The 21,768-nt window shown below is 53.6% G+C and carries 18 protein-coding genes, 1 tRNA gene and 1 other annotated feature; of the genes, 16 read left to right on the forward strand and 3 right to left on the reverse strand.

Annotated features, from left to right (window positions below; translation table 11 throughout):
- Positions 1–10: 10 nt before the first annotated feature.
- Complete coding sequence (locus tag NSS64_RS02975) at positions 11–610, reverse strand: phosphatidylglycerophosphatase A family protein (protein WP_341139163.1); 600 nt, start codon at positions 608–610, stop codon at positions 11–13.
- A gap of 196 nt (positions 611–806) precedes the next feature.
- Here NSS64_RS02975 and NSS64_RS02980 point away from each other — a divergent pair, with 196 nt between their 5' ends.
- From NSS64_RS02980 to NSS64_RS03045, 14 genes are all read left to right on the forward strand, one after another.
- Entirely contained in the window at positions 807–1,928 is a 1,122-nt protein-coding gene (locus NSS64_RS02980; protein WP_341139164.1) for a GerMN domain-containing protein, read from the forward strand.
- 191 nt (positions 1,929–2,119) lie between these two features.
- Positions 2,120–2,878 carry a ribonuclease PH gene (rph, locus tag NSS64_RS02985; RefSeq protein WP_340938506.1) on the forward strand — a complete coding sequence of 253 codons (759 nt, stop codon included), beginning with the start codon at positions 2,120–2,122 and terminating at the stop codon, positions 2,876–2,878.
- Position 2,879: 1 nt separating this feature from the next.
- Positions 2,880–3,521: an XTP/dITP diphosphatase gene (locus tag NSS64_RS02990; RefSeq protein ID WP_341139165.1), complete on the forward strand. Its 642-nt coding sequence runs from the start codon at positions 2,880–2,882 to the stop codon at positions 3,519–3,521.
- A gap of 482 nt (positions 3,522–4,003) precedes the next feature.
- Positions 4,004–5,902, forward strand: coding sequence for a glycosyl hydrolase family 18 protein (locus tag NSS64_RS02995; RefSeq protein WP_341139166.1), 1,899 nt, complete (start codon positions 4,004–4,006; stop codon positions 5,900–5,902).
- A 409-nt stretch (positions 5,903–6,311) separates the two neighbouring features.
- Positions 6,312–6,746 (forward strand): NfeD family protein, encoded by a 435-nt coding sequence (locus tag NSS64_RS03000; RefSeq protein ID WP_076083137.1) that lies wholly within the window; start codon positions 6,312–6,314, stop codon positions 6,744–6,746.
- Positions 6,746–7,681: an SPFH domain-containing protein gene (locus NSS64_RS03005; RefSeq protein ID WP_083685599.1), complete on the forward strand. Its 936-nt coding sequence runs from the start codon at positions 6,746–6,748 to the stop codon at positions 7,679–7,681. The genes NSS64_RS03000 and NSS64_RS03005 overlap by 1 nt, the downstream gene beginning before the upstream one ends.
- A 145-nt stretch (positions 7,682–7,826) precedes the next feature.
- Positions 7,827–8,285 carry a cupin domain-containing protein gene (locus tag NSS64_RS03010; protein ID WP_340938513.1) on the forward strand — a complete coding sequence of 153 codons (459 nt, stop codon included), beginning with the start codon at positions 7,827–7,829 and terminating at the stop codon, positions 8,283–8,285.
- A 189-nt stretch (positions 8,286–8,474) separates the two neighbouring features.
- Positions 8,475–9,311 (forward strand): aldo/keto reductase, encoded by an 837-nt coding sequence (locus tag NSS64_RS03015; protein ID WP_341139167.1) that lies wholly within the window; start codon positions 8,475–8,477, stop codon positions 9,309–9,311.
- A gap of 148 nt (positions 9,312–9,459) precedes the next feature.
- On the forward strand, positions 9,460–10,404 hold the full coding sequence (nikB, locus tag NSS64_RS03020; RefSeq protein ID WP_340994211.1) for a nickel ABC transporter permease: 945 nt from the start codon (positions 9,460–9,462) through the stop codon (positions 10,402–10,404).
- Between the two features lie 23 nt (positions 10,405–10,427).
- Entirely contained in the window at positions 10,428–11,267 is an 840-nt protein-coding gene (gene nikC, locus NSS64_RS03025; RefSeq protein ID WP_341139168.1) for a nickel transporter permease, read from the forward strand.
- Positions 11,268–12,053, forward strand: a complete 786-nt coding sequence (locus NSS64_RS03030; RefSeq protein WP_340938517.1) for an ABC transporter ATP-binding protein — start codon at positions 11,268–11,270, stop codon at positions 12,051–12,053.
- 41 nt (positions 12,054–12,094) lie between these two features.
- Positions 12,095–12,922: an ATP-binding cassette domain-containing protein gene (locus NSS64_RS03035; RefSeq protein ID WP_341139169.1), complete on the forward strand. Its 828-nt coding sequence runs from the start codon at positions 12,095–12,097 to the stop codon at positions 12,920–12,922.
- 173 nt (positions 12,923–13,095) lie between these two features.
- On the forward strand, positions 13,096–14,595 hold the full coding sequence (locus NSS64_RS03040; protein WP_341139170.1) for a nickel ABC transporter substrate-binding protein: 1,500 nt from the start codon (positions 13,096–13,098) through the stop codon (positions 14,593–14,595).
- A gap of 36 nt (positions 14,596–14,631) precedes the next feature.
- Positions 14,632–15,381 carry a class I SAM-dependent methyltransferase gene (locus NSS64_RS03045; RefSeq protein ID WP_341139171.1) on the forward strand — a complete coding sequence of 250 codons (750 nt, stop codon included), beginning with the start codon at positions 14,632–14,634 and terminating at the stop codon, positions 15,379–15,381.
- Between the two features lie 78 nt (positions 15,382–15,459).
- On the opposite strand, the gene asnB is transcribed toward NSS64_RS03045, so the two are convergent.
- Entirely contained in the window at positions 15,460–17,304 is a 1,845-nt protein-coding gene (gene asnB, locus NSS64_RS03050; protein WP_341139172.1) for an asparagine synthase (glutamine-hydrolyzing), read from the reverse strand.
- A 148-nt stretch (positions 17,305–17,452) separates the two neighbouring features.
- Between asnB and NSS64_RS03055 the strand changes: the two genes are divergently transcribed.
- Complete coding sequence (locus NSS64_RS03055) at positions 17,453–17,809, forward strand: hypothetical protein (RefSeq protein WP_340938526.1); 357 nt, start codon at positions 17,453–17,455, stop codon at positions 17,807–17,809.
- A 190-nt stretch (positions 17,810–17,999) separates the two neighbouring features.
- Positions 18,000–18,073 (forward strand) — tRNA-Arg (locus NSS64_RS03060).
- A 1,347-nt stretch (positions 18,074–19,420) separates the two neighbouring features.
- On the opposite strand, the gene NSS64_RS03065 is transcribed toward NSS64_RS03060, so the two are convergent.
- Complete coding sequence (locus NSS64_RS03065) at positions 19,421–21,346, reverse strand: arginine--tRNA ligase (RefSeq protein WP_341142750.1); 1,926 nt, start codon at positions 21,344–21,346, stop codon at positions 19,421–19,423.
- A gap of 54 nt (positions 21,347–21,400) precedes the next feature.
- Positions 21,401–21,622: a binding site (T-box leader), on the reverse strand.
- Between the last annotated feature and the right edge of the window lie 146 nt (positions 21,623–21,768).

Here is a 21,768-nt window from a genome sequence, read left to right on the forward strand (position 1 = left end):
AGCTCTCCTCTTATTCCGGCAACGTCTCCTCCAGCCGGCTGCGCCGTGCAGCCTCTTCCGCGTCCTCCGGGGCATGGGGCAGGCCCAGCTCCTGCTCGCGTTCCGCCTGCTTGCGGTGGGCAATCCGGCTGCTGGCCGCTGCGGCTACAGCACCTACGATATCATCCAGATAGGTATGGATCTGGCCGGTGGTTTTGTCATTCAGTCTCTCCAGTACGCCCGGCTTGAGCTTGTCCACATAACCATAGTTGGTGAAGCCGATACTGCCATATACATTAACAATCGAGAAGGCGAGAATCTCGTCTACCCCGTACAATCCTTCATCGTTCTCAATCATATCCTGCAGCGGCGGGAACAGCTTGCCCTCCTCCGCCAGCACATCGAGCTGGATGCCGGTCAGAACCGCATTTTGCACCTCACGCTTGCTGAGAACCATCTCAACGTTATGAATACATTCCTCCATAGTCAGGCCCGGATAGTATTTCTTTTGCAGCATCATGACAAGCTCGGCAATCTCCTCCAGAGTTACCCCGCGCTTGTGCAGCCAGTACCGGGTCGCTTCGGCAACGGCTTTGCTGTTGAGGCTGTAAGGAATTTTGGCATCAGTCATAGGAAGTCCTCCATTCGTGAGTCGGGTGTGATGTGGGTATGTACTAAATTGTACGCAAGCGGCAGACCGATGTCCAGAAACGTCCGGAATAGAACTTCTGTAATTTAGGATAAGCTGTTGTTATTTTTTGGACACAGGGCTCGTATACATAGCAGTACAAACTGATCTTAACGCTAGAAAGGGGTAATGAAGATTGATGAAACCAGTGAAACACCTCCGCGGGGCGTCTGCGGCTTGCCTGCTGGCCGTTCCGCTTGTGCTCTCCGGCTGCAGTCTGTTCGGTTCAGAATCCGCCGCTGTGGACCCGCCTCCCGCCGCCGTAGAAGCGCAGATGCTGCAAGTGAGCGGGGAAGATACGCTGGATACCGGTGTATTCGGACCGGCCTCCATGGATGAGACTGATCTGTCTGCCGGGGTGAAGGATACCGGTGCGCCTGCTGTAGCCGGGGAGCGGACTACTGTGTATCTGGAGGATCAGAACGGTCTGCTGGCTCCGGTGGCTCTGTCTTTTCCGAAAAGCGAGGATACGGTCATGCTGAAGAATTCCCTCACGGCACTGGTCAGCAAGGGGGATTACGCCTCTGCCCTGCCTAAGGGCTTCCAGGGCGTACTGCCCGCAGGAACGAAGGTGAACAATGTGTCCGTCGGCCAGGATCATGTCGCAATTGTTGAATTTAACTCGGCGTTTAACGACTACGATCCATCAGATGAACGCAAAATCCTTGAAGCGCTGACCTGGACACTGACCGGGCAAGATGACATCAAGGGAGTACAGCTCTGGGTCGATGGCAAAAAGCTGACTGAAATGCCGCTGCAGGGTACACCGCTGGATCGCCCGCTGTCCCGTACAATGGGCATTAACCTGCCGAAGCATAACGCATTGATGATGAATTCCAGCGCGGTTACGGTCTATTTCGCTGCAGCTTCACCGGATAGCGGCCATCAGTATTATGTTCCGGTTACCCGTTTTGTACCCGCTGGCGGGGATACGGTGAAGGCAGCTCTGAGCGAGCTGATTGCCGGACCGCAGTCCGAGAACGGCCTGGAGATGGTCATGACGCAGGGAACGGTAGTTGATTCTGTAAAAGCAGGGCAGAACGGGGTAGTCACCGTATCGCTGACCGATGATATGTTCAAAGGCAGCACAAGCATTCCCGAGGAGATGCTGGAGTCGGTCGTGCTGACGGTGGCCCAGAATACAGATGATTCGCTGGTACAGATCCGTCTGAACGGCAAGGATACGGTTACGGGCACCAATAACGTCGATTACGGCCAGCCGGTCTCCGCGCCGGAATATGTGAACGAGCTGCCGCTTTAGGCCGAAGCCGCCGGTTTAAAAAGATGCTTTTGTGCCTACTCTTTGATAGAATAAAGTATTGTTCATCCGAATAACGGGTCAGGAGCAGCGGTGCCGTTCTCTTCCATAGGGGGCGGCACCCGTTTCTGCGTATAAGATACGGATGAATGCATACCCAAACTTTGCGCTATACGATGTAGGAGGCAGAAAAGATGAGATCAAACGGACGCAACGAAGACCAGCTCCGGCCAATAACGATAACGACCCAGACCAACAAATATGCAGAAGGCTCCGTCATCATTGAGATGGGAGATACCAAGGTTATCTGTACGGCAACCGTGGATGAGAAGGTCCCGCCGTTTCTGAAGGGACAAGGCAAGGGCTGGGTAACCGCCGAATATTCGATGCTTCCCCGCGCGACCCAGACCCGCAACCAGCGTGAAGCGGCACGCGGCAAGCTGACCGGGCGGACCATGGAAATCCAGCGTCTGATCGGACGGGCCCTGCGTTCGGTGGTGAACCTGCAGGCGCTCGGCGAACGCAGCATTACGCTGGACTGTGATGTGATTCAGGCGGACGGGGGAACGCGGACGGCTTCGATCACGGGTGCTTTTGTAGCGATGGCCTTCGCCATGAACAAGCTTGCCCTCCAGAATAAGCTGACGGTCTTCCCGATTACAGACTACCTGGCGGCCATCAGTGTGGGTGTAGTTGGCGACAAGACGCTGCTCGACCTGAATTATGAAGAAGATTCCAAGGCGAAGGTGGATATGAACGTGGTCATGACGGGCAGCGGCGCGTTTGTCGAGGTCCAGGGCACAGGCGAAGAGCGTCCGTTCACCCGCCAGGAGCTGGACCAGCTGCTGGGTCTCGGAGAGAAGGGGATCTACGAGCTGATCGCTGTGCAAAAAGAAGTCCTTGGCGCCATCGCGCTCAAAATCCCTGCCGGCCAGACCGGCCAAGAGGTGTAGGATGAAGTCCGGCAGCGGAGTTCTGATTGTCGCGACGAAGAACAAAGGCAAGGTGCGGGAGTTCCAGCATGCCTTTGCTCCCTTGGGACTTACGGTCAAAAGCATGTATGACTACCCGGATCTGCCGGATGTGGTCGAGGACGGGGCCACTTTTGCCGAGAATGCCTTCAAGAAATCCCGTGCCGTAGGGGACGCTCTTGGGCTGCCTGTGCTGGCAGACGATTCCGGTCTGTGCGTAGAGGCGCTGGACGGAAGCCCCGGCGTGTACTCGGCCCGTTATGCCGGCGAGGCGGCGGATGATGAGGCGAATAATCTGAAGCTGCTGAGCGAGCTGGAGCGGCTGAAGCAGGGTGAGGATACCGGACAGCCGCTGCTGAGTCCCGCCCGGTTCGTCTGTGCCCTGTCGCTCTATGATCCGGCGGACGGCCGGGAATGGACGGCTGAAGGCACGGTCGAAGGCTGGATTACCTCAGAGCCGGCGGGTGCCGGCGGTTTCGGCTATGACCCGCTGTTCTATCTCCCGGAATACGAGAAGACGATGGCTGAGCTGACGCTTGAGGAGAAGCAGGCGGTCAGCCACCGCGGGACGGCGCTGCGGCGTCTGACCGAGAAGCTTGCTGCCGCGCAGAGCGGCGGTCAATAGAAGATTTGGTACCTATGGAAGCAGCCCCGTAAGCAGAATATGCTTGGGGCTGCTTCTGTTTTTTTAGATAATAATCCCCCCTGATTATGGAAATTTATCCCTAGCATATCCTCCGGCTTTGTATGAGAATAAGAGTTGACTTCACCCCTTCGCAGATCCTGCATCCTTCCGACAATCGCCGCAATCCATCCACCCTGCCCTGTACCAAACAACAATGCTACCGCAGCGGAGCGAGTGATCCGTATGCTGCTGAACTGTGCTTTTTTGAGCTGTATATTGCTAGTCTACCAGCCACACTGCAAGGAATTTAATAGTTTCACAGGGTGAAGGTCAAGGTCAATCGGGTCCGGGAGGTGAACGTTGAGCTTTCTCATTCGCGGCAAGGGAAGAACGGTCACTTAATATCCTTGATGGCAGAGGCGCATGTATGTCCATGAAGCAGGCTTACAGGTTACGCATTGAAACGGGGAGGTAATCACGAAATGGCCTTTATCAAAAGCAAATCCTTTGTGCTTGGCTTGGCGGCAGTCCTTTTCCTTACTCTTTTTTCGGCTTTTGGTGCAACTAGCAGAACTGTTCATGCAGCCGGTAACTACAAGATTGTCGGCTACTATGCTTCATGGGCCGCCTACGGGCGGGCTTATAATGTCACGGATATCGATCCCGGCAAAATGAATGTCATCAACTATGCCTTTGCCGACATCTGCTGGAACGGCATACACGGCAATCCCGATCCGACCGGGCCGAATCCGGTCACCTGGTCCTGCCAGAACGAGCAGGGACAGGCGATCAGCGTCCCCAACGGTACAGTAGTACTGGGCGATCCCTGGATCGATGCCCAGAAAAGCTTCGGCGATGACAAATGGGATGACCCGATCAAGGGGAATCTGAAGCAGCTCTGGAAGCTGAAGGATAAGAATCCGAACCTGAAGACAATGATCTCTGTCGGAGGCTGGACCTGGTCCAACCGCTTCTCGGATGTGGCAGCCACGGCGGCAACCCGTGAGGTGTTCGCGAACTCCTCCGTGGATTTCATCCGCAAATACAAGATGGACGGCGTCGATCTGGACTGGGAATACCCGGTCAGCGGCGGACTTGCGGGCAACAGCTACCGCCCCGAGGATAAGCAGAACTACATCCTGCTGCTCCAGAAGATCCGGGAGAAGCTGAATGCCGCCGGAGCTGCCGACGGCAAAACGTATCTCCTGACCATCGCCTCCGGTGCAGGACCAACGTACATTCAGAACAACAATCTCAGCGGAATCGCCTCCGTGGTGGACTGGATCAACATTATGACCTATGACTTCAACGGCAGCTGGAACCCTACTACCGGCCACAATGCGCCGCTGTATTATGACCCGGCAGCCGCTTCGTCAGGATTGACCGAGCCGGCGAACTATAATATCGATAAGGCAGTGACCAGCTATCTGAGTGCAGGCGTACCGGCGAATAAGCTGGTGCTCGGCATGCCGTTCTACGGCCGGGGCTGGGGCGGGGCTCCTGCTGCGGGGAACGGGCAATATCAGGTATCCGCCGGGATCTCTTCCACCGGAACCTGGGAGAAGGGCAACTACGATTTCAGTGATCTGGAAGCCAATTACATTAATAAGAATGGTTATACCCGTTACTGGAACAACACCTCAAAGGTCCCTTATCTGTATAACGCTTCCAATCAGACCTTCATCAGCTATGATGATGCCGAATCCATCGGCTTCAAAGCCAGTTACCTGAAATCCAAGGGCCTGGCCGGTGCGATGTTCTGGGAGACCAGCGGAGACCGCAACAAGACGCTGCAGACCAAGCTCAGCGCAGAGCTGGGTGGCGGAGTGGTGACACCAACGCCTACGCCGGTGCCGACCGCGACAGTGACGCCGACAGCAACGGTGAAGCCATCGGCTACGCCAACGGCCACGGTGAAGCCATCGGCTACGCCGACCGCGACCGTGACGCCAACGGCTACGCCGGGGCAATGCTCTACGGCAGCCTGGAGTTCCACCGCTGTCTACACACAGGGCCAGCAAGTCTCCTATGGTGGGCTGCTGTACCAAGCCCAGTGGTGGACACAAGGAGAACGGCCGGACCTCAGCGGTACCTCCGGGGTATGGCGGGTGACCGGAACCTGCGGTAACGCTACTCCGCAGCCGACAGCTACGCCACTCCCGACAGTAAGCCCTTCGGCTACGCCAACAGTAGCGCCAACGCCTGTAGTGACGCCAGTCCCTTCGGCTACCCCAGGCGCTGCTGCCTGGAAAGCGGGCACCGCTTATAGTGTCGGCAGTACCGTAACGTACAGCGGCCAATCCTACACCTGCCTGCAGGCGCATACCTCACTTGCCGGCTGGGAACCGAATGTCACTCCTGCGCTCTGGAAGCTAAACTAAAGGCGGAGCGGGCAGCGCGGAAATCCAGCCATAAGGCATGAATATGCCTAAGTATAGAAGAAGGAACGGTGCCGGCTTTAAGCTGGCACCGTTTTTGTGTTTTTCTGAACAGGTTGTGCTGCTGCGTACGATTCTGTTTGCTAATAGAAAGCGTGAGCAGACACTTGCTTCATCTGCCGCGAGCTCCCGGGTACGGAAATTCCGGTTCATGAGTTATTTTCGCTTCGATTGGATATATTTATGTTTAAATACAATTTAGCCGTCCTGTATCCCGCTTAAGGTTCATAAGCTTCCACAGGCTGAAATATAATGAACAGACAGGCGGCTGTCCCGGCCTCTAAAAATTTGTGAAACGTGATGCCGATTATTTCGTTATAGTAGTATATAGCGGAAGGTGGTGGGTTCACCAATGAGTATGTGGGTATTGTGGTTGATTGCCGCTGGCGTCTTGTTTGTTGTAGAGATGTTTACGTTTACATTCTATTTGTTATGGCTTAGCCTGGGAGCCTTGGCTGCCGGACTGGTTGCGCTTGTGCTGCCGGATGCATGGCTGCTGCAGGTCGTAGCAGGTTCGCTGTTAGCCCTGGTCCTGACGTTCTTCACCAAGCCTTTGTCTGAGCGGCTGCGCAATGCGCGGGGCTTCAAGGATACGGGTACCGAGATTATCGGCAGACAGGGTCTGGTGACCGAACCGATTGAGCCTGGCCGTTACGGGCAGGTCAAGATTGGCGGCGATACATGGAGTGCAACCTCAACAGTGGCACTGGGTAAGGGTCAGCAGGTAATTGTAGTAAGAAGAAGCACTACCATTATTGAAGTAGAACGATGGGGGGATATGTACTAATGGAATTGATAATTATCGGAATTATTATTGTTGTTGTCGTAGTATTTATCGCAATGACGATCAAGATTGTCCCGCAGCAAAGAGTTGGAGTTGTAGAGCGTCTGGGTAAATTCCACCGTCTGCTCACACCAGGTCTGAATATTCTCATTCCGGTAATTGATCAGGTGCGGGTCTATCATGACCTGCGGATTCAACAGGCGAATGTACCGCCGCAGACGGTAATCACGAAGGATAACGTGCAGGTGCAGATCGATACGATTATCTTCTATCAGGTGGTTGGTCCGGAAGAAGCAACGTACGGAATCTCCGATTATGTGTACGGGGTACGGAATATCTCCACAGCCACCATGCGTCAGATTATCGGTAAGCTGGAGCTGGATGAGACCTTGTCCGGCCGTGAGAAAATCTCCTCCGACATCCGTCTCGCGCTGGATGAAGCGACAGAGAAGTGGGGCGTGCGCATTGAGCGTGTCGAAGTGATCGACATCAAGCCGCCGCTCGATATTCAGGAAGCCATGGACAAACAGATGAAGGCAGAACGCAGCAAGCGCGCGATTGTCCTGGAGGCGGAAGCTGCCAAGCAGGATATGATCCTTCGTGCTGAAGGGGATAAGCAGAGTAAGATCCTGAAGGCGGAAGGCGATAAGGAAGCCCGCATCCGTCAGGCGGAAGGTCTCGGTCAGGCGCAGGAGCTTGAAGCCCTTGGTCAGGCCAAGGCGATCGAAGCAGTGGCGATGGCGGAGAAAGCCCGGATTGCCATGATTGCCAGCGCAGGACTGGATGAAAGAGTGCTGGCTTATCAATCCTTTGAAGCCTTGACTGACATCTCTAAGGGACCTGCGAACAAAATATTCCTGCCGACTAGTGCGGTGGAGACACTGGGCAGCCTGGGAGCGATCGCCGAAGTATTCAAGGCCAGCAAAGAAGGCAAATAAGCGTAAGACAATTTACAATTGCTGAAGATTCCGTTACAGTTAATAGCACAATCAGGCCGAGGCTTAGCAGGTACTCTTGTACCTCTTAAGCCTTTGCTTATGAAGACTGTTTTGCCGCTGTGCAGAACTTGAAGGAGAAGATACCGTGACGCAAAAAGAAATTTCCCCGCTCGTAGAAACCCTGGGGCTGCAGCCCCACGTGGAAGGCGGATGGTACAAGAGACTTTGGAATTCTCCGTTTGAGATTCCCCGGGACACGCTGGGCGAGGCTTATTCGGGCCCGCGTGCTTCAGCTTCATCGATTTATTTCCTGCTTCATGCTGACGAGAGTTCGGATTGGCACACTGTGCTGTCCTCCGAAATCTGGCTGTATCATTCCGGCAGCCCGATCGTGCTTAGTCTGGGAGGCAATGGCGCAGAGCCGGAGAACGTAACGGAGGTTATTCTGGGTCTGGATATCGCTGCAGGCCAGCAGCCGCAGGTAGTGATTCCTCCAGGCGTATGGCAGGCAGCCCGCCCGCTCGGCGAAGAACCGGCGCTCGTCTCCTGCATCGTGTCGCCGGAGTTCCACTTTGACGATTTCAAGCTGATTGACAAGAAATAAGCAGGTTTGTAATGGAGTACGGCCGGGAAGGGGCTGTGCTCCATTTTTGTACATAAGAGGCATACAATCTTCACGATTTGGCAACCTATTCGCTATAACGGGAACAGATTTCGCAATTGGATGATTATGAGAGCGGTAATACGGTTAAGGAAGCTTGTTGAATTCAAATTAGGCTTGGAGGGTATCCATATGAGTGAAATGAACGCACCATTTACAGGCGGGCCTACCTTGAACGATGGAGTAACTATGCCGTGGCTGGGTCTTGGCGTATGGCAGACCAAGGATGGCGAGGAGGTTATCCGCGCGGTGAAGTCTGCGGTGGAGACGGGGTATCGCAGTATTGATACGGCTGCCGGCTATAACAATGAAGAGGGTGTGGGGCAGGCCATCCGTGAATGCGGAGTCCCCCGGGAAGAGCTGTTTATTACCACCAAGGTCCGCAACCCGGATCAGGGATATGAATCGACACTGAAGGCCTTTGAAGTCAGCCGCAAGAAGCTGGGTCTGGAGCAGGTAGATTTGTATCTGATCCACTGGCCGGTGGCCGGCAAATATAAAGAAACCTGGAAAGCGCTGATCCATCTGCAAAAGGAAGGGCTGGTCAAATCCATCGGGGTGAGCAACTTCCAGCCGCATCATCTGGAGGATATCATCGACGACAGCGGCGTGGTGCCGGTGGTGGACCAGGTGGAATTCCATCCGCTGCTGACCCAGCGTGAATTGCTGAAGTATGCACGGGAGCATGATATCCAGCTGGAAGCCTGGAGTCCGCTCATGCAGGGTAATCTGGACCTGCCGCTGCTGAAGGAATTGGCAGAGCGTTACGGCAAGACGGTAGCACAGATTGTTCTGCGCTGGGATCTCCAGCAGGGTGTCATCACCATTCCGAAGTCGGTCCATCAGGAGCGGATCATCGAGAACGCCGGCTTCTTCGACTTCACACTCAGCGATGAGGATGTGAAAGCAATCGAGGATCTCAACCAGAACCACCGCTTCGGCCCGGACCCGGATAATTTCAATTTCTAAGCTACAGTTAGAGCATTATAAGCTGTAGATGCAAAGAGCGGCCTCCTCAAGGGGGCTGCTTTTTGCATTTGGCGGCAGTGTGGCATTTTTTTTAGGACTATTCATTTAAATTTTTTATGTTATAATCGTAATTATTACGATTAAATAAGTGGAGTTGAATGCCATTATACGAACTTTGTTGCAACGCTTATTGCAGCTCATTCCTGTGCTGCTAGGCATCTCTGTCATAACCTTTGCGCTGATGCACCTGACCCCAGGTGATCCTGCAGAGATTATGCTGCGTGCTGACGGTATTAAGCCTACATATGAAGCCATTGAGGCGACCAGACATGCACTGGGTCTGGATGGACCTGTATATATGCAGTATGTTCATTGGTTGTACCGTGTGCTCCACCTCGATTTGGGCATATCCTACAGCAGCAATCGCCCGGTATTCACAGAGCTGATGAATCGGTTCCCGGCTACTGCGCTGTTGAGCGGCTGTTCCTTATTGGCTGCTATTCTTATAGCTCTGCCTATGGGTGTAGGCTCTGCACTGTATCCGGGGAAATGGTTTGACCGCCTGGGAAGAGTATGTGCTCTGTTTAGCGTATCCATGCCAGGCTACTGGCTGGGTCTGCTCCTGATTTATTATGGTTCAGTGAAGCTGAAGCTATTACCTGTAACAGGAATGGATGGGGTCTCCAGTGTCATTCTACCTGCATTTACACTTGGGTTCGGCATGGCGGGGGTGTACATCCGTTTGATTCGTTCCAGTCTGCTGGAGGTTCTGGGTACGCTCTACATCAAGGCGGCGAGGGCAAAGGGGCTGCAGGAATGGAGAGTCATCACCAGACATGCGCTTCGTAATGCACTTCTTCCGAGTCTTACCTTACTTGGGGTTAACATAGCAGGGCTTCTCGGCGGTTCTGTGGTCGTAGAGACTATATTTTCCTGGCCGGGGATCGGAAAGTATGTGATTGAGGCGATTTTTGCAAAAGACTATATTGTCATTCAGGGTTATGTATTATGGATGGCTGTCGTCGTTGTTCTGATTAACCTGGCAGTAGATGCACTGCATCTGATGCTGGACCCGCGAATCAGGCTGCGGTGACGCTGTAAAAGGAGTAAGGTATTATGTTTCGAAGTAGCTTATTTAAGAATAACGGAGCGAAGCTGGGGGCAGGGATTATCCTTTTGTTCATTGGAGCGGGACTCTTTGCCCCCTGGCTCTCCCCCTCTGACCCGCTGCAGATTCACATGGAGCATAAGCTGAGCATGCCTTCCTGGGAATACCCGCTGGGTACGGATCATCTGGGGCGCTGTATGCTATCCCGTTTAATCTATGGGACAAGAACCACGCTTTACTATTCATTTGCCGTTTTGACTGTAGTTTTTGCCATCAGCATCCCCGTTGGTTTACTGGCTGGTTACGCTGGCGGCAAAATTGATCAATTGATTATGCGGATCATCGACATCTTACTTGCTTTTCCCAGCTTAATTCTATCGCTCGCAATTACAGCCATGTTGGGCGCCAGTATGAAGAATCTGTTAATCGCCTTTGCAGCCGTCTGGTGGACGGGATATGCCAGAGTGATCCGCAGCCTGGTGCTTCAGATCAAGGAAGGCGGCTATATCGCAGCCGCCACAGCGTCGGGTACTTCCCATTTGCAAATTGTGCTCACGCATATCCTGCCGGTTGCGGCGCGTCCCATTCTGGTTCTGGCTTCTATGGAGACCGGTACAATTATGCTCTCGATTGCGGGCTTGTCCTTCCTTGGTCTGGGAGCCCAGCCGCCTACACCGGAATGGGGGATGATGCTGAACGACAGCCGGGCCTATATTCAGACTGAGCCGCGGCTCATGCTCTTCCCGGGAATGGCCATCCTGCTGGCGGTGCTGGGCTTCAATCTGTTGGGGGAAGGCTTGCGCCGCTCAGCGCGTGATTACGATACCCGGGAGGTGAGCGTCCGGTAAATGAACAGTGAATCCACCCTGCTGAAGGTTAGTCACTTATCGACCAGCTTCCATACCGGAAGTCAGCAAGTCAGGGCTGTAGAGGATGTCAGTCTCGAGGTGAGGTCCGGGCAGATTGTTGCTCTGGTTGGCGAGAGCGGCAGCGGGAAAAGTGTTACGGCGATGTCTATTCTCGGATTGGTAGATCCTCCAGGCTGCATTGACAGCGGAGAGATATGGCTTCGCGGCCACAACCTCCGGGAGTGCTCTACCCGCCAGCTAAGGAAGCTCCGGGGAACAGAAATGGCGGTTATTTTTCAAGATCCCATGAACGCGCTGAATCCGGTGCTTCCGGTTGGAAGGCAGATCATGGAGACGATTACCATGCACCGGCAAGTCACTGGACAAGAAGCCAAGCAGCTGGCTATGCTGCAAATGCAGCAAGCGGGCCTTAACGATCCGGCGCAGCTATTCAATAAATATCCTTTTCAAATTAGCGGCGGGATGTGCCAACGGGTCATGATCGCTATCGCGCTGGCTTCCGGGGCAAGCTTACTTATTGCAGATGAACCTACAACGGCTCTGGATGTAACCATCCAGGCACAGATTCTTACGGAGCTGGACCGGATCAGATGGGCGAATAATATGGGCATCCTGCTCATTACGCATGATCTCGGTGTTGTCGCCGAGCTTGCGGATTATGTATATGTGATGAAATCTGGAAGAATTGTGGAATCGGGCAATGTCTTTGACATCTTTGCACGTCCGATGCATTCCTACACTAGATACTTAATGGATTGCAGATAACAACTACAGAATTATATGTTCTACGGGGGAGGTGGTGATCCATGAAGCTGCTGGAGGCAGTAAGCCTGAATAAGAAGTATGGAATGAAAAGGAGGTGGTTCACATCTGATATCAGGAGTGTGCATGCTGTGAAGAATCTGTCCTTCAGTCTGGAGAGCGGAGAAACCCTGGGACTGGTGGGTGAAAGCGGCTGCGGGAAGAGTACCTTAGCCAGACTCTTGCTGGGACTGGAGAAACCATCCTCCGGAAGAGTGCTGTACCGAAGTGCGGATTATACAGACTGGAGCTTCAGCGAGATGCGTAAGATCCGCAGCAGGATGCAGATGGTGTTCCAGAACAGTCTGGCTTCCTTTAATCCACTGTTCACAGTAGAGCAAATCATCGGAGAGCCTCTGCGGAACTACGGGGAGAGGAAGGCCGGCGCGCGGAGAATTCTGGTAGCTGACACGCTTGAGCTTGTTGGACTTGAGCAGAAGCACATTCATAGCTATCCGCATGAACTCAGCGGCGGCCAGCAGCAAAGGGTCGGAATTGCCAGAGCGATTGCACTGCGCCCGGAGCTGATCATCTGTGATGAACCGTTCTCCAGTCTCGATGTCACCCTGCGCAAGCAGATGATGGATCTGTTGCAGGAGTTGAAGCGTGAGCTGGGATTATCCTACGTGTTCATTACACATGACTTGTCGGTAGTAAACCGTTTTTGCGACAGTGTGGCGGTTATGTATCAAGGGGGAATTGTGGAGAAGCAATCAGGTGCGCATATCATGCAGCAGGCAGACCACCCGTATACAAGAAGATTGCTTTCCTCGGTACCGGTGCAAGACCCCCGCTTAAGGAGAAAAGATAGAGAAAAGGAGTACAGAGAATGAGAGCCAGCTCAAAGTCAAAAAGTGTATTAACAACGTCGCTATTCTTCCTGCTTCTTATGCTAATTATAGGAATTTCAGGTTGCAGTAGTTCGGATAACAGAAGCAATTCATCAACTCATTCCAATTCTGCTGCAGGCAATGGAACGGTACAAACCTCTGAATCCGGGGACAAGGTGATTACTGTTGCCATAGCGGCTGATACCGGTCTTGACCGGCTGGATGCCGGGGCCTATGAGGGTTCGATGAATGTACATGCGATGATATATGACGGATTAGTGGAGTACGGCGAGAAGGGCGAAATCCTGCCTTCGCTTGCGGAGTCATGGGACATCTCTGAGGATGGGAAGGTCTATACCTTCCATCTTCGTCAGGGTGTCAAATTCTCGGACGGTACGGAATTTAATGCGGATGCAGTCAAGTTCTCCTTCGAACGCTGGGTTAAAGATCCGGCCAATTCGCTGAATGTAGCTACCGCCATGGAATCTCTTGAGGTCGTAGACAAGCATACTATTACTATGACATTCAACAAAGCCTATTATCCTTTTTTGACCGAGCTATCCTTTGCAAGACCTGTACGGATTATCAGCCCCACCGCAGTGGAGCCGGCAGGTGATATTAACGGTACATTCGTCCGGGCGATTGGAACCGGTCCCTGGATGGCAGAGAGCTATAAGACGGATCAGGAAGCCGTACTGGTCAGCAATCCTAATTATTGGGGAGACATGCCGAAGCTGTCCAAAATTATTATGAAGGTCATTCCTGATCCACAGTCCAGAGTACTGGCGCTGCAAAGCGGGGATGTAGATATTGCCGGGGGACAAATGGGGAAGCTTCCAGTCGAAAGTGTACCCGTGATCGAAGCGGATTCCTCACTGACTCTGCAAAAATCACCAGGAACAAGCTCGCATTTCATGATTTTTAACTATAATACATCTGCTCTGCAAGACCTGAATGTCCGCAAAGCAATTAATTTGGCAATGAACAAAAAAAGCATTGTGAACGATCTCATGAACGGTATTGGACAGGAGGCAAAGGGCCTATTCCCGTTGACCGTTCCCTATGTCACAGAGTCCAATAACACATGGTACGGCATCGATCCCGGGGAAGCGAAGCAACTGCTGGCAGCTGCCGGCTATAAGGATGCGGACGGAGATGGGATTGCCGAGAAGGACGGAAACCCGCTTGAATTCAATTTCGTACTTCAGCAGGCTGAATATCCGGAATGGAAGACCATCAGTGAGCTGATTCAATCGGAGCTTAAGGAGATTGGGATTGCGGTTAATCTTCAGGTGCTGGAGCCAAATGCCTATTATGATGCCTTATGGACAAGCAAAGCCTACGATCTCATCCTGTACCGGACCTATGATGATGCCTATAACCCTCATTCATTCCTGCTGTCCCTGTTCCACCGGTCGGCTGAAGCCCCTGCTGTAGTATGGTCTGATGCGGAACTGGAAGCACAGATTGATACCGCAGTCGGAGCCATGGATCTTCAGGAACGTCAGAGTGCTTATGATTCCATATTTTTAAGCATGTATAAGGAAGCAATGTTTGCAGCTGTGTATTTCCCTGATGACATATTGGCTGTAAATCATAGAGTGACCGGATTTAAGCCGGGGTACACCACGTTCACACCTGTCTTTTGGAACCAGCTGGATGTAGACAGTAAATGATAAGATACAGTACTTGCCAAGAAGGAGCGAATGATAATGAGTATACAACAAGAGGTAGAACAGTATTGGGAAGGCGAAGCAGAGCTGTACAGTGAAGGCATTCAAAAGGAACTGAACGGTTTCCAGCGGGAGGCCTGGCTGAAGCTTATCCTGGATCATGCTCCGCAGAAGGAGAGCCTGCATGTTCTGGATATTGGCTGTGGTCCCGGCTTCTTCTCGGTCATTCTCTCAAGTGCCGGGCATTTGGTTACGGCCATTGATTGTACAGACAATATGCTGGAAGAGGCGCGTCTGCACTCCAGCCGGGAAGGCGTCAACGTTACGTTCCGCAAGATGGACTCGCATAAGCTGGATTTTGCTGCCGGGAGCTTTGATCTAATCGTGTGCCGCAATGTGACTTGGAGTCTTACCGATCCGCAGTCAGCTTACAAGGAGTGGGGAAGAGTACTCAAGCCCGGGGGACGGCTGCTGGTCTTCGATGCCAACTGGAATCGTCATCTATGGGATGAAGAGATGGCGCGGAAGCACGCAGAGGATCAGCAGGCCTATATCGACAGGGGCTATGGTGAGCTTCCGCATCATAAGAACATCGAAGAGACTGACCGTCTGAGCCTGGCCTTACCGCTGACCAGAGAGTGGCGGCCGGAGTGGGATGTACGGGTACTAGAAGAGTTGGGCTTCTCTGCTGTCTATACGGAAGAGAAGCTGAACGGTAAGGTGTTGGATGAGAGACAGCAGGTCTTGTACCGGTCCACACCGATGTTCATGATTTGCGCTGAGAAATGAGGCGGACCGGCTTTTACCGATAAAATAGAAATAGCGGCTCTCTTTAATGAGAGCCGCTGTTTTTGGCTTGACGCGGCATCAGCCGATCGACACATTGTATGTCTTCAGCCACAGGTTGACCTGGGCCAGATAAGCGAATAATTGCGGGCCGGACATCAGCTGGCCGAACCATGGCAGATTGGTGGAGGACTCTGGCGATGCGGCGATTTCACGGATTTTGGCCGGATCAAGGAGCGGGAGAATGGGGGAGGAAGGATCGTCCAGAATGCTTAGTACCTGTGAGCGCACCTTGTTCAGATAGGCAGGGTTATGCGTTTTGGGGTACGGGCTTTTTTTGCGGTAGAGCACATCGTCCGGCAGTACGCCCTCCAGCGCCTTGCGCAGGATGCCTTTCTCCCGGTTGCCTACCATCTTAATCTCCCATGGAATGTTAAAAACATATTGCACCAGCCGGTGGTCACAATACGGAACGCGTACCTCCAGCCCCACGCCCATGCTCATCCGGTCCTTACGGTCCAGCAGGGTCGGCATGAAGCGGGTTATGTTGAGATAGGACATCACCCGCATCTGTGCCTGTTTGCCGGTCTCGCCGTCAAGCTTCGGTACCTCAGCCACCGCATCGCTGTACCGGTCTCCTAAATATTCCAGCGGACGTATCCACTCCCGGATTTCCGGCGATAATAATCCGGCACGCATATTGGGGGCCACTGACCAGGGGAAGGTGCCGGAAGATAACATCTCCTCACGGTGGAACCAGGGATAGCCGCCGAAGATTTCGTCTGCTGCTTCGCCTGAGATGGCTACGGTAGCCTTCTTTTTGATCTCCTGGCAGAACAAATAGAGTGAGGAATCCACATCGGTCATCCCCGGCAAATCGCGGGAGTACAGGGCATTATCGAGAGCGGCTACCAGCTCCGGTGTGTCAAAAGCGATAAAGTGATGGTTCGTGTCCAGCTCATCGACCATCCGCTGAATCCAGGGGCCGTCTGCTCCCGGCTGGAAGGTGTGGCTTTTGAAATGCTTGTCGTTGTCTACATAATCGACCGAGAAGGTGTCGACCCGGCCCTGGCCGGTCCGCTTGTAATAATCCACGGCAAGCGCAGTCAGGGCGCTGGAATCGAGTCCGCCGGAGAGCAGCGAGCAGACCGGAACATCGGAGACCAGCTGGCGCTCCAGCGTATCCTGAAGCAATTCACGCACCCGTGCTGCCGTCTCATCCACGTTATCGGCATGCTGGACGCTCTCCAGCTTCCAGTAAGCATAGCTGCGGATTCCGCTGCGGCTGTAAATCATGGCATGACCCGGGCGAAGCTCGAATATATCTTTGTATACCCCTTGTCCCGGAGTCCGTGCCGGACCGATGATGAATATCTCGGCCAGACCCTCCGGCCCGACCTTCGGCTGGACCAGGGGATGCTGCAGCAGCGCCTTGGGCTCGGACCCGAAGACGAAGACGTCCTCCACTTGGCTGTAGAACAGCGGCTTCACGCCCAGACGGTCGCGGGCCAGGAACACCTGATCGCGCAAGCTGTCCCAGACGGCGAAGGCGAAGATGCCATTGAGCTTCTCTGTGCAATCCGGCCCCCATTCGATGTAGGCATGCAGCAGAACCTCGGTATCGCATTCCGTGAGAAAATGATGCCCGCGCTGCTTCAGCTCTTTTTTCAGCTCAGGGGCATTATATAGCTCGCCGTTATATACTATAGCGTATAACTTATCCTCATGGCGGGCAATCATCGGCTGTGCACCGTTCTCGGGATCGATGACGCTGAGTCGGCGGTGTCCGAAGGCAATAGGCCCTGAAATCCAGGTTCCGGCTGCATCCGGTCCGCGGTTGGCTAACGTTTCGGTCATTCTGACGAGCAGCTGCGAGTGCCCGGTAAGATCACCGCGCCACTGGACAAATCCGGTTATTCCGCACATGTCTGATTCATCCTCTCTTTTGTGCGATTGTTGTCTGTCCTTTCTTTTTTGCCAAGTAATACAGATATATGCCGATTGAAGGGATAAAATGTATGTCCTTATCCGAACACTAGGGGAGAGGGAAATTTGCCAGGAGGGATGATGACAAGTGTATTACATTAAAGACGCCAAAATCCGCAGAATGACTGACTACGACGGTGCACCATGCGCAGAGGTTGGCGTATTGCCGGGAGCTGTGGGCGATTCCGCACTGCTGGTGTATATTGTTGAGGATCAGCGCGAGGAGGGCTATGAAATTGTCCGGATTCTGACGAATGATGCGGATACGGCCACCGACTGGTTCGACAATAATCTGCATGATGCCTTCCAGGACGTTACGGTCAGCGGCTTCACCGGCAGTACGGTGATGACCCCGGAGGATGAACGCTCCAAGTTCCAGCGCGAGCTGCTGATCTTCGGCGATCTGAAGCGTCAACTGGGCGAGCACTTCAGGCAGCTTCCCTGAGCCCACATCTTCCGCAGGTCATGTCCAGGCTTAACTATAGAGCAGGAGGCTTTCCGTGACGGCGGTTGCGGGAAGCTTCTTAACTGGAAGAGTTTGGTCTTGCTAATTCTGGTGAATCAGGTATAATGAATAACGTTGCGTTAATACATATCTCTTCAAAAGCTTCAAGTGATACAACGTTATCCTACATGTCCCGGTAGCTCAGTTGGATAGAGCATGCGCCTTCTAAGCGCACGGTCGGGGGTTCGAATCCCTTCCGGGACGTCAAAACAGCAGCCTTCCTTCGGGAGGGCTGTTTGTGCGTCCGGGGATGAGAACCCTGGGCGCCAGCCGGGGACGTTGGAGCATAAGCTTCGTTAGGAATACTTCGCAATCAGCCCGAAGGGGCTGTATCCCTTCCGGGACGTCAAAACAGCAGCCTTCCTTCGGGAGGGCTGTTTTGTCGTCCGGGGGATGAGAACCCGGCGCGTGAGCGAGGGGACGTTGGAGCATAAGCTTCGATAGCAATACTTCGCAATCAGCCCGAAAGGGCTGTATCCCTTCCGGGACGTCAAAACAGCAGCCTTCCTTCGGGAGGGCTGTTTTGTCGTCCGGGGGATGAGAACCCTGGGCGCCAGCCGGGGACGTTGGAGCATACGCTTCGTTAGCACCTGCTTCGCAATCAGCCCGAATGGGCTGTATCCCTTCCGGGACGTCAAGAAACAGCCTTCCTTCGGGAGGGCTGTTTTGTCGTCCGGGGGATGAGAACCCTGGGCGCCAGCCGGGGACGTTGGAGCATAAGCTTCGTTAGGAATACTTCGCAATCAGCCCGAAGGGGCTGTATCCCTTCCGGGACGTCAAAACAGCAGCCTCCCTTCGGGGAGGCTGTTTGTGCGTCCGGGGATGAGAACCCTCATTTTATTTTGAGTAGGATCAACGTGGGCACTTGGGTGGACGCTCCGCGAACGGACCGTTGTTCCAATCGCTGTTGTGTCCAGATTTTATGTATTCCCCTTAGAGGTGAAAATCCGGACACAAAGGCGACCGCTATCGCTTTTACACAATCGTTCCGTCCGCTCCGCTGTATAAGCGGGGTGCAAAATACATAACAATCCAAAAAAGCTCAAAAACCATCCATTCCAAAGGAGCGATCTTAGTACGCTCAATTTAGAACAGACCAATTGACTCTAAATTTGCTGAATGCGGCCCAAATGAGCGAATGAGGTGTATAAGTACATCTGAATTTAACAGAAGCGGCCCAAATGAGCAAATGAGGTACATAAGTACACTTGAATTCACCAGATGTGAGCAAAATGAGCAAATGTAGTGTATAAGTACACCTGAATTTAACAGAAGCGAGCGAGATGAACAAATGAGGTGCATAAGTACACCTGAATTTAACAGAAGCGGCCAAAATGAGAAAATGTGGTGTAAAAGTGCACTTGAATTTACCGGAAGCGGGCGAAATGTGAAAATGAGGTGCATTAGTGCACCTCAATAAGTAGAATGTCTCAGAAGTGGGCAGATGGAGAAAGGGGAGCAGCCCACGCAAGCTACACGGACCCGCATAGGTTCCTGCTCATTCATCCCATAGAGCAAGTATGTTCTTAAACGGATGAAGACTCTGTGTGTCTACATCCGCTCCGGCTTAGGCAGACCGAGTACGTCGAGCGCCTCTCCCAGCGTCTCGGTGAAGCACCGGGTCAGCCACAGGCGGAAGGTAATACTGACTTTCCCGCCCTTGAGAATCGGGCAAGCCGAGTAGAAGTTACTGAACAACGAGGCCAGGGAATAGGCATAGTTACAGATCGTATTCGGCGTAAGCTCCCGGCTTGCTGTATAGAGTGTGTCCTGCCATAAGCTGAGCTGTCTCAGCAGGGCAAGCTCAGCTGCTTCGAGCTGCGCCGGGAATAGCGGCACCCCGCCAACGCCGGACTCGCCAACGCCAGACTCGCTAACATCGCTCCCGCTAACACTGCTCCCGCCATCCGCCGCAGCGGCCTTACTAAGCACGCGCTGCGCCCGGGCGTAGGCGTACATCAGGTAGACGCCGGTGTTGCCGGAGATTTCCATTGCCTGCTTGAAGTCGAACACAATCTCGGTGCCCAGATTGAAGCGCAGCAGGTAGTAACGGATGGCAGCGGTGGCGATGAGGCGGCTGGACAGGCCGTTTTTGTCCGAACGGGTGGATTCAATCATGTCTTCCATGAGCCGGACCAGCTCGGTTACCTTAATGCCGATTCCCTGGCGCCCGGACATGGCGTAGGAGCTTTTGCCGCTGGAGGTATCAATGCCCAGCCCGGCCGCAGAAGCGGGACTCAGCGAGACCACCCCATAGCTGACATGATGCAGCGCGTCTGCCTGCGCACCGAATCCCAGTGCCTTAAGCGCCTGCTTGACCATCTGCTGCGGATATTCCTGCCGGTAATCGATGACGTTCACAACCTGGTCCGCCCGTCCAAAAGGCAGAGCCTGTCCGCTCAAGCCGGTCGTCCACAGTCCGCTCTGAAATTCGCTGTAGCTGAAATTCTTCTCCAGCAGTCCGAACTTCCACAGATGATAGGCGATGTCCTTGGCAGTATAGGTCAGAATTCCGTTCGAGCGCACCAGCACCTTATCCTTCTGATGCTCCTCCAGCGTGTCTGGTGTAGCGTCTTCAGCGGGTTGCTTCAGAATCCAGCAGCCTGCCAGCTTGCCTTCCGTCTCCTGCACGAAGATCTCCGTCTGCGACAAAAGCTCGAATGCCGAGGCCCAGAAGCCCTCCTTCAGAATGCTGCTCTCCCACACCAGCAGATCGTAGTCAATGCCGAAGCCCCGCATCTCCTCCACATGCTCTTTCACGATCTGACCGGCGACGAGGGTGCCAATCCAGGCGGTGTTGCCATGGCCCTCTTCCAGCGCGTGAAGAATCCCGGTCCGCTTCTGCACCATCTCCGGCTGCTGCGCGTACGTTTTGTTGATCTCGGCATAAATATCCCAGCAGTAATCCCCGAACCGGACATGTTCTCCCGCCAGCGGAACATTCAGCAGACCGGCTACGGTATCTGCCAGCTGATTGCCGAGATCATCCACATAGTTGTGTACCTCAACGGTATGGCCGGTTGCCCGCAGTACTCTCACCAGCGCGTCCCCGATACAGGAGTTTCTCAGGTGACCGATATGCATACTTTTATTGGGGTTGACGGAGGTATGCTCCACGATCACCTTCGACCCTTCTGTATGCTGAGGCAGCGTGAAATTCCCCTTCGCCCGTGCCCAGGCCTGCCAATCCAGATACATATTAATGAACCCCGGACCGGCAACCTCGGTTCTCAGCACCAGTCCGTGAACAGAGCCCGAAGCTTCGAGCTCGTTGACGATCAGTGCGGCGATAGCCAGTGGAGCTTTGCGCAAGGGGCGGGCCAGCTGCATGGCGATATTGCTTGAATAATCCCCGTGGTCGGCACTCGCCGGCTGCTCCAGGGCAACATTTACTTCAGCGATGGCGGGCACGCCCAGGGTTAGCGCGATTTTGTGAACAGACTGCTTCAAGCTCTCTTGGATTAGCTCACTTAGCATTGGCATGAATAACAACCTCCTGAATAAAATAACGACAAAAAAAGCCTTCATCTCCTAAGAGACGAGGCTTGTGCGCTCGCGGTACCACTCTCGTTGCTGAGCCTTACGGTTCAGCCACCTTACAGGTTAACGGTCCTCGGCCGGGGCTTCCTACTACAGGGTTCAGAAGTCCATCTCACGGGTGCGCTTCATGGTTCTAATCTGTACCGGCTTCCACTTTCCCGGCTCGCTGGGGACTAGATATAAGACCATTACTCTCCCGGTCATCGATTGAATATGGATTTGTATCAGTATAGCGAATTTCTGCGAGAAAGCAAGAGCGGATTACCGTGCAGCAGGAGTCCAACCGTTAAGAGTTACTCGTCATTGGGCGCCCCTGTCAGGTTCTTGATGTCCGTTGAACCATAAATCAGCAGCATAAT

Origin of the sequence: Paenibacillus sp. FSL H8-0122 (assembly GCF_038005345.1) — a bacterium.
In the GTDB taxonomy this organism is placed as follows: Bacteria; Bacillota; Bacilli; order Paenibacillales; family Paenibacillaceae; genus Paenibacillus_AQ.

Excerpts from the sequence above, each read along its gene's own strand:
- NSS64_RS02975 (WP_341139163.1), bottom strand. The coding sequence starts at position 610 with ATGACTGATGCCAAAATTCCTTACAGCCTCAACAGCAAAGCCGTTGCC.
- NSS64_RS02980 (WP_341139164.1), top strand. The coding sequence starts at position 807 with ATGAAACCAGTGAAACACCTCCGCGGGGCGTCTGCGGCTTGCCTGCTG.
- rph (WP_340938506.1), top strand. The coding sequence starts at position 2,120 with ATGAGATCAAACGGACGCAACGAAGACCAGCTCCGGCCAATAACGATA.
- NSS64_RS02990 (WP_341139165.1), top strand. The coding sequence starts at position 2,880 with ATGAAGTCCGGCAGCGGAGTTCTGATTGTCGCGACGAAGAACAAAGGC.
- NSS64_RS02995 (WP_341139166.1), top strand. The coding sequence starts at position 4,004 with ATGGCCTTTATCAAAAGCAAATCCTTTGTGCTTGGCTTGGCGGCAGTC.
- NSS64_RS03000 (WP_076083137.1), top strand. The coding sequence starts at position 6,312 with ATGAGTATGTGGGTATTGTGGTTGATTGCCGCTGGCGTCTTGTTTGTT.
- NSS64_RS03005 (WP_083685599.1), top strand. The coding sequence starts at position 6,746 with ATGGAATTGATAATTATCGGAATTATTATTGTTGTTGTCGTAGTATTT.
- NSS64_RS03015 (WP_341139167.1), top strand. The coding sequence starts at position 8,475 with ATGAGTGAAATGAACGCACCATTTACAGGCGGGCCTACCTTGAACGAT.
- nikC (WP_341139168.1), top strand. The coding sequence starts at position 10,428 with ATGTTTCGAAGTAGCTTATTTAAGAATAACGGAGCGAAGCTGGGGGCA.
- NSS64_RS03030 (WP_340938517.1), top strand. The coding sequence starts at position 11,268 with ATGAACAGTGAATCCACCCTGCTGAAGGTTAGTCACTTATCGACCAGC.
- NSS64_RS03035 (WP_341139169.1), top strand. The coding sequence starts at position 12,095 with ATGAAGCTGCTGGAGGCAGTAAGCCTGAATAAGAAGTATGGAATGAAA.
- NSS64_RS03045 (WP_341139171.1), top strand. The coding sequence starts at position 14,632 with ATGAGTATACAACAAGAGGTAGAACAGTATTGGGAAGGCGAAGCAGAG.
- asnB (WP_341139172.1), bottom strand. The coding sequence starts at position 17,304 with ATGTGCGGAATAACCGGATTTGTCCAGTGGCGCGGTGATCTTACCGGG.
- NSS64_RS03065 (WP_341142750.1), bottom strand. The coding sequence starts at position 21,346 with ATGCTAAGTGAGCTAATCCAAGAGAGCTTGAAGCAGTCTGTTCACAAA.